This is a genomic window from Pseudomonas sp. R19M (assembly GCF_050312585.1).
GTDB classification, from domain to species: Bacteria; Pseudomonadota; Gammaproteobacteria; order Pseudomonadales; family Pseudomonadaceae; genus Aquipseudomonas; species Aquipseudomonas palleroniana.
The window spans coordinates 119,433-130,948 of sequence record NZ_JBNPJV010000079.1 but is presented as its reverse complement, the minus strand read 5'-3'; the positions used below and the strand labels follow the sequence as shown (position 1 = coordinate 130,948).

General features: G+C 60.9%; 10 protein-coding genes. 1 reads left to right on the top strand and 9 read right to left on the bottom strand.

The annotated features are described in order from the left end of the window. Positions 1–12 precede the first annotated feature (12 nt). The 6 genes from ACQRBT_RS17360 to ACQRBT_RS17335 are packed head-to-tail and all read right to left on the bottom strand — an operon-like array spanning position 13 to position 6,018. Positions 13–615: an amino acid synthesis family protein gene (locus ACQRBT_RS17360; protein ID WP_412046435.1), complete on the bottom strand. Its 603-nt coding sequence runs from the start codon at positions 613–615 to the stop codon at positions 13–15. Between the two features lie 14 nt (positions 616–629). Continuing rightward, positions 630–1,088, bottom strand: coding sequence for a VOC family protein (locus tag ACQRBT_RS17355; RefSeq protein WP_412046436.1), 459 nt, complete (start codon positions 1,086–1,088; stop codon positions 630–632). An 11-nt stretch (positions 1,089–1,099) separates the two neighbouring features. Continuing rightward, the gene (locus ACQRBT_RS17350) at positions 1,100–2,140 is read right to left on the bottom strand and encodes a VPS10 domain-containing protein (protein ID WP_412046437.1); all 1,041 of its coding nucleotides are present in this window, start codon (positions 2,138–2,140) and stop codon (positions 1,100–1,102) included. Between the two features lie 12 nt (positions 2,141–2,152). Further along, entirely contained in the window at positions 2,153–2,947 is a 795-nt protein-coding gene (locus ACQRBT_RS17345; protein WP_412046438.1) for an SDR family NAD(P)-dependent oxidoreductase, read from the bottom strand. A 27-nt stretch (positions 2,948–2,974) separates the two neighbouring features. Then, complete coding sequence (locus ACQRBT_RS17340; RefSeq protein WP_412046439.1) at positions 2,975–4,465, bottom strand: aldehyde dehydrogenase family protein; 1,491 nt, start codon at positions 4,463–4,465, stop codon at positions 2,975–2,977. An 11-nt stretch (positions 4,466–4,476) separates the two neighbouring features. Beyond that, entirely contained in the window at positions 4,477–6,018 is a 1,542-nt protein-coding gene (locus ACQRBT_RS17335; RefSeq protein ID WP_412046440.1) for an acetolactate synthase large subunit, read from the bottom strand. Between the two features lie 247 nt (positions 6,019–6,265). On the opposite strand from ACQRBT_RS17335, the gene ACQRBT_RS17330 reads away from it, so the two are divergent. Continuing rightward, positions 6,266–7,024, top strand: a complete 759-nt coding sequence (locus ACQRBT_RS17330) for an IclR family transcriptional regulator (RefSeq protein WP_412046441.1) — start codon at positions 6,266–6,268, stop codon at positions 7,022–7,024. A gap of 7 nt (positions 7,025–7,031) precedes the next feature. On the opposite strand, the gene ACQRBT_RS17325 is transcribed toward ACQRBT_RS17330, so the two are convergent. From ACQRBT_RS17325 to ACQRBT_RS17315, 3 genes are all read right to left on the bottom strand, one after another. Then, on the bottom strand, positions 7,032–8,354 hold the full coding sequence (locus ACQRBT_RS17325; protein WP_412046442.1) for a hypothetical protein: 1,323 nt from the start codon (positions 8,352–8,354) through the stop codon (positions 7,032–7,034). A gap of 53 nt (positions 8,355–8,407) precedes the next feature. Next, a complete protein-coding gene (locus ACQRBT_RS17320; RefSeq protein ID WP_412046443.1) occupies positions 8,408–9,829 on the bottom strand; it encodes an aldehyde dehydrogenase family protein in 1,422 nt (473 codons plus the stop codon). 82 nt (positions 9,830–9,911) lie between these two features. Then, on the bottom strand, positions 9,912–11,360 hold the full coding sequence (locus ACQRBT_RS17315; RefSeq protein ID WP_412046444.1) for an APC family permease: 1,449 nt from the start codon (positions 11,358–11,360) through the stop codon (positions 9,912–9,914). Between the last annotated feature and the right edge of the window lie 156 nt (positions 11,361–11,516).

Sequence of the window (11,516 nt, the reverse complement as noted above, 5' to 3'; positions counted from 1 at the left end):
ACAGCGCGTTTATCAGTGCAGACCGTCAAGACCTTTCACGTCTTCGGCTTTCAGCCCGCCCAACCGCGCATGCAGGCGTCCGCGCGTGGCGAAGGCCCAGATCACGACGATCTCATCCGGCGAAGGGCCGTCGCCGAAGGTCAGCGAGAAACTGTCGTAATGCGAGCGCACGTACAACGCATCTTTGTGCGCCAGCGGCACGTCGATGGTCGAACCTGGGCCGCCCCGCTTGCCGGTGGACGGCACCCACGACTTGCCACCGCCCAGGGCGACACGGACCGGATCGGCGGCCGGGTTGGTCAGGAATGCGTTGCCATGTTCGTACTCGCCTGCGCTGCCCACCAGAATGGCCTTGCCGTAGCTTTGAATCTGGCGCGAACCGGCGAGGGCCTGGATGCGCCGGCCGAATTCTTCACCCAACAGCGGCGACGGCTCAATCAATTGCGAAAGGTCTTCACTGTAGAGGCCGGCATACGGGTTGGCGACCACCGCAGCGACTGCGTATTTGAACACCGGCTCGCCATCGGCCAGTTGGCCGGTTTCATTAGCGAGGGTCTCTTCAACAAAGCTGTACCATTTGCGGATGTGGTAGCTGGCGAAATTGGCGGTTTTCATAGGGTAGTCTCTGTTCAAAGGGGTTCGAGTGGGTCAAGCGTGATGTTGCGACTCGGCGCACCGGCGGCCTTGAAGCGGGCCTTGCCGCACGCGTCGTCATGCTCGGTTTCGAGAAAAAATTCCATGCGATTGCAATCGGGATCGTTGAAATACAGGCCGTTGCCGATTTCATGATCAGTAATCTTCACCACCTCGACGCCCTTCTTCAGCAACATGCCGTAGAGCTGGCGCAAGGTGGTCATATCACCGGCGATCTCCAAACCGTAGTGCTGCAGCCCCAGCCCGCCCTGATGAGCGCCGGGTTCTGCACGAATCAACGCAATGTCGTGATGCTTGGTGCCAAACGCCATCATCACCCAGCTCTCGCCACGGGCACTTTCGTGCATGCCCAGAATGTCGGCGTACCAGCGTGCCGACACATCAGGATCACTCACCCATAGTGATAAGTGAGTTCGAAGGATTTCGACTTTCATCACTGCTTACCTCAGTTTTTCTTGACGATGGATTGATGCCCGGCCTTGATTTGCGCCACGGCAGGCGTCCACAGCACATCGGCAATCTCACTGAATTCGCGCCAGTGCTTCTGCCAGCCATCACCGCCATTGTCGGACGTAAACAAGTGTCCATACTTGGTGCCCGCCACCATTTGGCGCGGGTTGACCGGGTTGAAGGCAATTGCCCAGACACAGGAATTAGGCTGCTGCGGCAACGGCAGCACGCTCCAACTGAGCGCGGCATCATGGGAAACGAGGATCTTGCTGGTGGTGCCCGGCGTACCATCGGAAATGCTCAGGTACAGCTCGTTTTGCGTACCCAACGGCGCATTCATCGCGCGCAGGTAGTACAGGCCGAAAGCTTCGCGACCGATAATGCCGGTCCAGGTCAGACCCTCGTCCAGGCTGCGGTACACCGCATTGACGCAGACCACCACGATGACTTTCTCACCGTGATTGGGCAGTACCACAATGTTGTGGATGTCCGAGTTGTAGTCCCACAGCAGCCGGTCATCGACGCGGGTCCAACTGTCGCCGCCGTCACGGGAATGGAACAAGCCGCCCTCCTCCAGGCCGAACCACAGCTGGTTGCGGTCGGTGGGGTCGTAGGCAAATGCCAACAGGCGTGGACGGCTGACGCCGTCGCAGAACTCGGGAATTTCGACCGGGGCGCGATCCCAGCTCAGACCGCCGTCCAAGGTGCGCCACAATACGGCACGCGAAGGCGCGCCGGTACCAACGAAAATCCGTTGTGCATCCTGCGGGTCAACCGCAACTTTCCACACGGTCTGCCCGTTGAAAGGCGAATCGATTCGCTGCCAATGCCCACCGGTATCGTGGCTGACACACAAGCCCACATCGGTACCGGCATAGATCCGCTCGGGCGTGTCGGGGTGCTGGCTCAGGGATCGGGTGATCGCATCGAACTCCAGGTCCTGCCCAAGGCCCAGGCGATGCCAAGTCTTGCCATCGTCAGCACTGCGGATCACTGCTTGGCCCACGGTGGCGACTAAAAGGGTACCGTTGCTCATCACAGATGCTCCTCAGATATAGATGCCACGGGTCAAGCCACCATCGATGCCAATGGATTCACCGGTCACCGCAGCGGCTTTGGGCGACGCCAGGAAACCAATCAACCAGCCCATTTCAATCGGTGCGAGGGTGCGGCGAATCGGCGTCGCGTCGATGTAAGCCTGCTCGACCTGTTCCGCAGTCTTGCCTTGCTTGACCGCTTCACGGTCGTACAGCTCCTGGATGTGCGGAGTGTCCACCACGCCTGGGTGAATCAGATTGACCGTGATGCCCGACGGCCCGAGTTGATCGGACAGGGTCTTGGTCATGTGTGCGATCGCCAGGTTGCGCATGCCCGAGAGCACTTTGCTGCTGCGCCCGGTGAGGCCGCCGATGTTGATGATGCGGCCGAAACCACCCGCCTTCATGTGCGGGGTCACGGCCTTGGCGCAACGGAAGTAGCCGATCACTTTGGTGTTGAGGTCAGACAGCAGCTCATCATCACCGGCGTGTTCGATGTCGTTGCGCACCACGCCCGACGGTGCCGCCGCACCGTTGACCAGGATATCGATACGGCCAAAATGTTTGTGTGCCGCCTCGACCATCTCCGACACAGCCTGCATGTCATTGGTGTCGCAGAACAGCGGCAGCACTTCATTGCCGGTCTGAGCGCTGATCTCTTCGGCCGCCAGTTGCAGGAAGGCCATGCGCCGTGCGCAGATCACCACCTTGCAGCCTTCCTCGGAGAGGAAACGTGCGACTTCCTTGCCGATGCCCATACCGCCACCGGTGACAATGGCCACGCGGCCTTTCAATTCCAGATCCATAGCAATTACCTTTTGTGATTATTCAGTTCAGGCCAGATCGACAAACACGCTTTTGGTCTCGGTGTAGGCATCGATCACGTTTTTTCCCATTTCCCGGCCCCAGCCGGATTGTTTGTAGCCACCGAACGGTGAAGAGGGATCGACCACGTTCCAGCAGTTGATCCATACCGAGCCGGCCTTGAGCTGTGCAGCCACGCGGTGCGCCGAGCGCAGGTCACGGGTCCACAGGCCGGCAGCGAGGCCATACGGCGAATCGTTGGCACGCAGCACCAAGTCATCGATTTCGGTCCAGCTCATGACGGTCAAGACCGGGCCGAAAATTTCTTCGCGAGCGACGCAGGCGCGCTCGGCTCGATCGAGGAAAATGCTCGGTGCCATGAAGTGACCGCGCTCCAGGTGGGCCGGACGTTGCCCCCCGCAGATCAGCTCGGCGCCCTCCTCCTGACCACGTTGCAGGTAGCCCTTGACCGTGTTCAATTGGCGGCCCGAGACCAACGGCCCCATGCTGGTGGCAGGGTTGAGGCCATTACCCAGCACATACGCGGCGGCATGGCGCTGCAATTCTTCGAGCACCTGGTCGAGCACACTGGCGTGTACATAAAGGCGCGAGCCAGCCGTACATACCTGACCCTGGTTGTAGAAAATGCCATCGGCAGCACCCTTGGCGGCGCGCACAATGTCGGCGTCGGGCAAAATAATATTCGGCGATTTGCCGCCCAGTTCCAGCGAGACCTTTTTCATATTGCTGGTCGCTGCCTGAGCGATCAGCCGGCCGACCTGGGTCGAGCCGGTAAAGGCGATCTTGTCTACGTCAGGGTGCTGTGCCAACGGTGCGCCAGTGTCGGCGCCCAGGCCGGTGACCAAGTTGACGACGCCGGCGGGGAAGCCTGCGGCTTCGATCAGTTGCACCAGGCGGATAGCGATCAGCGGCGTCTGTTCGGCAGGCTTGAGCACCGCCACGCAACCGGTGGCCAGCGCCGGGCCGAGCTTCCACACGCACATGGTCAACGGGAAGTTCCACGGTACGATCAGCGCACAGACACCGACCGGTTCACGCGACGTGTAGTTGAGCATCGGCGCGCCGTTAGCCGGCGATACCGGCAACGTGCTGCCTTCGATCTTGGTTGGCCAGCCGGCGAAGTAGCGAATGATGTTCGCCGCGCTGGCCGCTTCACCGCGCGCATTGGCGATCGGCTTGCCATTCTCCAGGGTGATCAGTTGCGCCAGCTCCTCACGGTGCTGGTCCAGCAGATCGGCGAGGCGAAACAGCAACAGCCCGCGTTGTGCCGCTGACTGCAACGACCAAGCGCCGGTAAAGGTAGCGCGGGCAGCCGCGACAGCCGCATTCACATCGCGCTCATCGCCTTGGGCGACTTCGGTGAGGATCTGTTCAGTGGCCGGGTTTTCAACGGCAAAGCGACGGCCGCTGACGGCGTCCTGCCAGGTACCACCGATGAACAGGCGTCCGGGCTGAGCGAGGAACGCCTGGACGGCCGGTAATAATTCAAGCTGATGCATTATCGACTCCTTCACAGTGCCATTTCGATCAGGCAAGGCCCAGCATCGGCGGCGGCATTCGCCAGTGCCCGGTGCAGTTCGCCATTGGTATTCACCGTGCAGGCCGGTACGCCGTAGCCTTTGGCCAGGGCTTTCCAATCGATGTGTGGGCTATCGAGCACGGTGAGGCGCAGGGCTTGCGGATCCATCTCGGTCATGCCGAACCGGCGCAATTCGTTCTGCAAAATCGCGTAGCGATGGTTGGCAGCGATCAGGATCACCACCGGCAACTGCTCGCGAGCGATGCTCCACAGGGTTTGAATGGTGTATTGGGCACTGCCGTCGGATTGCAGACAGAACACACGGTTGCCGCGCTCCGCCAAGGCGGCGCCGAACCCCACCGGAATCCCCTGCCCAATGGCGCCGCCGGTGTTGGTCAGTACCCGGTGCCGCGCGGCGCGGGCCGAGGCGGTGAAAAAGGGATAGCCGCAGGTGCCGCCTTCGACCGACACAATGCTGTCGTGGGGCAACGACGCGGCCAGCACTTGGCCGATCGATTGCGGCGTGAGTTCAGCATGTCCCGACGGCAGCTCGATGCCCTCCGGGGTCGACACATAGGCCGGTGCATTCAGGGCATCGGCCAACGCCGTGAGCGCACCGGAAACGTCGTCACCGACTTCGGCCAACGTCAGCAAACGTTCACGTTCGGCGAGCCGCGAGGGGATGCCTTCATAGCCGAAATAACTGATGGGGTCCGGCACACCGGCGCAAACGACCCGGTCGTACTGTTCAAGGATTTCAATCGCCACTTCCGGGAAATACGGCAGGCGATCCAGGTCCGGCAAACCGCCGCCCCGGTAGCTGAGACGCGGAAAGGTCTCGGCAAACAGCCGTACGCCGGACAGTTGCGCAAGGCGCCCCGCCGCTTCCAGGCCCGCGACCGACAACCCTTCATCGCCGACGATAAACACCAGACGCTGGCCGTCACGCAGTGCCTGCACCACGCCTTCGATACGGTCACCAGCAAATCGGCGCACCGGCGCGCGCAGCGGGGCGAACACACCGTTGTGCGTCACCGCGTGGGCTTGCAGGTCCATCGGCAGGATCAAACTGGCGATTTGGCCCTTGGGCTGCCACGCCGCACGCACGGCGTCCTGCAAATCTTCACCGATACCCGACGCAGTGCGCGAGGTGCGCACCCAGCCGGAGACGGCGCCGGCCAGGGCCTGGATGTCACTGGCCAAGGGTGGATCGTAATTGACATGCCAGGAGGCGTGATCGCCGATCACATTGACGATTGGGGTATTGGCCCGACGCGCGTTGTGCAGGTTGGCGATGCCATTGGCAAACCCGGGGCCCAAGTGGGTGAGGGTCATCGCCGGCTTGCCGGCAATCCGGCCATAGCCATCGGCCGCCCCGGTACACACCCCTTCGAACAGCGACAGCACCGGCTTGAGAGCAGGTGCGCTGGCCATGGCAGCCACCAACGGAATCTCGGTGGTCCCGGGGTTGGCAAAGCAGTACTCGATACCGCTTGCCGCTGCCGCATTCACTATCAGTTGCGCACCATTCATTTTCAGCCCTCTTGCTTGAGCGTTTGCAGTAGTGAGATTTATCACACACAAAAAGCCAAGCAACAAGCGTTTAATTTGTATTTATCTCAATAAATGAGATTTTGAATTAATTATGATGCCTTAAAACTCATCCGTCATTGCGTTTTTCTCTCACTGCGGTAGTGTTGCGACAGTGCTTGGCGCTCGTGCGATTGCCTGACCAATATCGGCACGCAGCAAACGCCCTTCCCTTTCTCCTAGGAACACAATGAGTAGCCTGAGCAAATTGCTGAGTGTCCTGGACCTGTTCGGTCCACAGACGTTGAAGATCGACCCCGAGACCATCGCCGAGCGCATGGGCCTGTCACGGGCGACCGTATACCGCTACGTCAAGGATTTGTGTAACGCCGGCCTGCTGACCCGTGTAGACGCCGGCAGTTACAGCCTGGGGCCGCGCGTGATCGAGCTGGACTGGATGATGCGTCAGTACGACCCGGTCCTCCTCGCTGGACGCGAGCTGATGCACGAGCTCTCCGCGCAAACCGGCCTGGCGGTGTTTGCCAGCGTGTTTTATGACGGGCGCATCATCAACACCTACATCGCCGAACCCACCGACACCTATCACTTTGCATTCGGGCGCGGGCAGCCGTTGCCGTTCTTTCGCGGTGCGCAATCAAAGGTATTGATCGCCTATCAGAAAGGCCGTCGCCTGCAACGCCTGTTTGATGAGCACATGGCCAACGACCCCGACAGCCCGTATGACTGGGCCAGCTTCTCCAAGGTCGCGAAAAAAATCCGCAAGGACGGCTATTGCCTGACCCACGACGAACTCAACCTGGGCTTGACGGGCATCGCCGCACCCATCCTCCAGGCCGATATCGACGAAGTAGCGGGTAGTCTCTCGGCCGTCGGCAGCAGCCAAAGCTTCAGGCTGCTTCGCGAGGAAGCGGTGGTCGAGATGGTCATGGACACGGCGCAACGGATCGCCGACAAGATGCGCGACCCGCCTGCGCCTACCGTCCTTTAACCGAGGATCAGAACGGCACCGCCACCGTTAATTGGCTGTACAGGTTGGTGCCATTCCCGCCGACTTGATTGCCACCGGTGGTCGCGTCCTCCTTGGGTTTGTAGAGCCCCACCAGCGGCGTAATGATCAAGTGCGGGTTGACCGCCCACTCGGCGTACACATCCAGCTCTCGGCCATCAAGGTTCAGCGCATTGGTTTTGCGCACTGTGTTGTAATCGAAATACAGCGCGCCCAAGGTCAGGTTTTCCAGCGGAGTCGCCTTTAACCCGACGTGCTGGATGCTGGTATTGGTATTGAACGGTCCGGCGTAGTTGCCAGCGACTTCGCCCTGGAACCAGGTGCCGTAGCCCATGCTCAAGCCGGTGAACAGCGCGTCCCACTTCTGCGAATAGCGCGTGTAGCGATAGGTGACCTTGGGCGCCCAAGCGGTGTCAGCGAAGGTGTAGCCCGCCTCCCCATACCAGGCCTTTTCCGGCCCGGTGTCCTTGTCCTGCCAGGCATACTCGAACGCCAGGCTGAGGTTCTTGATGCCCGCATCGCCTTCACCGCGCACGCTGTAGACATTCATGCCCTTGCGCTGGCGTTGAAAATCGCTGGCCCATCGGTCGTTCACGTCGATGCCATGGACCCAGGTCAGCCCGAGGGTGCCTGGCGTTGCGGTGTAATCCAGGGTACCGGCAGCCAACTCGGTTTCGGCCTGCACACGATTATCGGACTTGAGCCACAGCACGCTGCCGTGCAGGCCATCCTGCCCACCCAGACGCAACACTGCGGTTTGATCGAACGCATGCCGTGCGGCCAGGTAATAAGCGCCACCTCGGTTCATCGTGCCGTTAGCGGGCCCCTCACCTAGGTTCAATCCATCATCGTTGATCAGGAACCCACGCCCCACCTTGACCACCTGGCGCCCGCCGGAAATGTCTACCCCGTCCTTGCCCAAGGCCGGAAACAAATCACCGGAGCGCCAACCCAGGTAAGCGTCTTCGATTTTGGTGGTGCGTTCGCTGCCCAACGTATTGCCCCCCGGGTCGCCGTCCCCCCAGGTCGCGGAACTCACCAGCGCGAAGGCGCCGTAGGCGGTGCCATTGCCGGCCAGGGACTGGTCGCCGCTCAAGCCATACTTGATGAAACCCTCGCGCCAGGTCGAACCGCCCAGCGTGCCGTTATAGTTCTTGCGGCTGTTGAACATGCCGAACACGGCGGTCATGTCGGCATTCAGATGCCGGCTCTCATCGCTGTACAACTCATAGGCATGGGCCTGGCTGACAGCGCAAAGTGTCAACGTACAAGCCAACGTACTGCTCAGAAATGACGTGGAGGGATACCGCATGATCGAAGCTCCTTGGAGTGCGCCTTTGAGAGGCTGTCTTGGTCGTTGAAGCGTTATTGGGCGGCGCGTTTGTTGACGAACAGCAACTGCTGGCCGGTGAATTCCAGTAACCCTTCAAGGCCGAACTCGACACCGAAGCCGGACATCTTGCTGCCGCCGAACGGCGTGTTAGGCTGAATGCGTGCGTGACAGTTGACCCACGCCACGCCACTCTCCAGACGGCTGGCCAGTGCCTGCGCCTGCTCCAGATCGGGGCCCCAGACCGAACCGCCCAGGCCCATGTCGCCCGCATTGGCGCGGCGCAGCACATCCTCGATATCCTGATAAGCGATCAGCGGTAATACCGGGCCGAATTGTTCCTCGTCGACCAGACGCTGGCCATCGGTCACATCCGCCACCAGCGTGGGCGGATAGAAGAAGCCGGGGCGATCCAGGCGTGCGCCGCCACACAGCACCCGCGCACCTTGTGTCCGCGCATCAGCGATTAGTGCATCTACCAGTTGTAGCTGGTCAAGGTTCTGCACCGGGCCAAAGTTGACGCCGGGCTCCAGGCCATCACCGACCACCTGGCGCTCGGCAATCCGCGTCAGAGCCTCGGCAAACGCCTGGTACTGGGATTGGTGAATGTACAAACGCTTGAGTGCGGCGCAGGTCTGGCCCATGTTGAGGAAAGCGGCTTGGAAGATCTCTTCAGCCACCTCCTCCACCGACGTACCGGGCAATACGATCGCCGCGTCATTGCCGCCCAGTTCCAGGGTCAGGCGCTTGAGGTTAGTGGCGGCCCCGCGCATGACGCTCTGGCCAGTCGCGGTAGAGCCCGTGAACACGATCTTCTGAATGCCCGGGTGCGATGTGATCGCGCTGCCGAAACCCTGCTCGCCAGTCACGCAGTTGATGACACCGTGGGGCACATGACGCCCAATGATTTCGACCAGGCGCAACGTACTCAGCGGCGTCAGGCTCGATGGTTTGCTGATCACGCAGTTACCCGCGCGCAGCGCCGGCATGATATGCCACACGGCGATCATGAACGGCCAATTCCAAGGCGTGATGGACGCCACCACACCCAAAGGCTTGCGGTGCAGCTCGATGCGCTGGGTCGGGGTTTCTTCCACCAACTCGACGGCGATCTCCTGCCCGGCGGCGTAGCGGGTCCAGGCGGCGGCGCCCATGACTTCGGAAAACGCCAGTTCCAGCGGTTTGCCTTGTTCCTGCACGATCAGCCGGGCCAGTGCGTCAGCGTCCTGTTCAATCCCATCGGCAATTGCATTGAGGTGCTCGCAGCGCTGTCCGTGGGTACTGTGGCGCCAGGTCTTGAAGGCGGCTTGCGCGGCGGCCACTGCCTCGTCCAACTGGGACAGCGAGCCGGCCGGGCAGTGTGCGAATGCGGCGCCGGTCGCTGGATTGATTACGTCAAACTGGCCGTTTTCACCGGCAACCGAAACACCGTTGATAAGCATCTTGTAATGGTGCATATGCAATTTCCTTTAAACGCAGGCGAGCCCTGCCGAACGACGGCAGCGAACAATTCACAGGATAGAGGTTTAGGACCAGGCCTTAGAGCTTGTGGCTGCCCAGGGCCAGGAACCGCAGCGGCGACACTTTGCGCAGGCGCGCGGCGAGATACAGTCCGCTAAGCAGGGCTGCGGGAATCACCGCGCATAAGCTGTAGGACAATAGTTGGCTGGCGCCCGTGAGCACATCGAAGTGCGCTACCGCCAGTACCAGCACGCACAGGAGTGCCAAGCACGACAACACCGGCAGAACACGACCGCGCAGCAGGCCGATCTTGAGTTCGGGATGCCGATGAAAATACACGCAGACCGCGAGCGACGTCATCGCCATCAGCAGGATGACGCACAGGGTTGCCAGGTTGGAGAACCAGGCGAACAGTTGCAGGATCGGGTCGGCGTCCATCGCGGCGAAGATCAATACCACCACGGCCGCGATCAGGCTTTGCAAGGCAGACCCCATGTGCGGGCTCTGGTGAACACGATGAGTGGTACCCAGCACACTGTGCAACAGTCCGTCACGACCGATGGCATAGAAGTAGCGCGCCGCAGCGTTATGGAACGCCAACAGCCCGGCGTAGATGCTGACCATGAACAACACGCGGATGACCTGGGTCAGGTGCGGGCCGACGAAGTGATCGGACATGCCGTAAATAAAGGTGGTCGGGTCTTGCATGGCTTGCAGCATCGGCACGATCTTGTCCGCGCCCACGCCCACCACCATCGACCACACCGACAGCGCATAGAACCCGCCGATCAGCAGCACCGAACTGTAGGTGGCGATCGGGATGGTGCGCTGAGGGTCTTTCGCCTCTTCACCGTAGATGGTGGTGGCCTCGAAGCCGATGAAGGCGGCGAAGCAGAACAGCAGGCCGATGGACGGAGTACCGCTGAACACATGTTGGCTGCTGAACGAGTCGAGATTGACGCCGCCGTCACCACCGGCCTTCAGAATGGCGAAGTCGAGAGTCAGAATCGCCAGGTATTCAGCGATCACCACCAAAGACAGTACCCGTGCCGAGAGGTCGATTTTCCGATAGCCAAGAAATGCAATGCTGGCCATTGCCATCAGCGAATAGGACCACCAGGGCAATATCACCCCCGCCACGCTCTCCATGGTACCGGCGACCACGCCACCGAACATGCCATACAGGGCGATCTGCAAGATGTTGTAGGCGAACATCGCCAGGACTGCCGCCGAGCCGCCGGCCAGGCCACCCAAGCCTCGGGAGGTGAAGGCATAGAAACCGCCGGCGTTGGTGACATGGCGGGACATGGTGGTGTAACCCACCGAGAACGCTAACAGCACCAGCAACGCCAGCAGCAGTAACGCCGGGGTGCCAGCACCGTTGCCGAGCATGATGCCGATCGGAAAGCCGCCGGCAATCACGCTGAGCGGACTTGCCGCAGAAATCACGAAAAAGATGATGAAGCCGACACCCAGGGCGCCACGCTTGAGCTCCGTAGAGCTATTGACCGGGAGAATTACGCTCATGTTCTTGACCTTATTGTATGAGGCAGTCGCTGTGGGGTGACCCCGATCCAGGCGCTATCGGTGCCGGGTAGTGCTTTTATTCTTAAGTTTGCACGCTGGATTCGATCCTATGCCCGCCCACATAACCCTCGCTATCCCAAATCGGTAACATCGCGG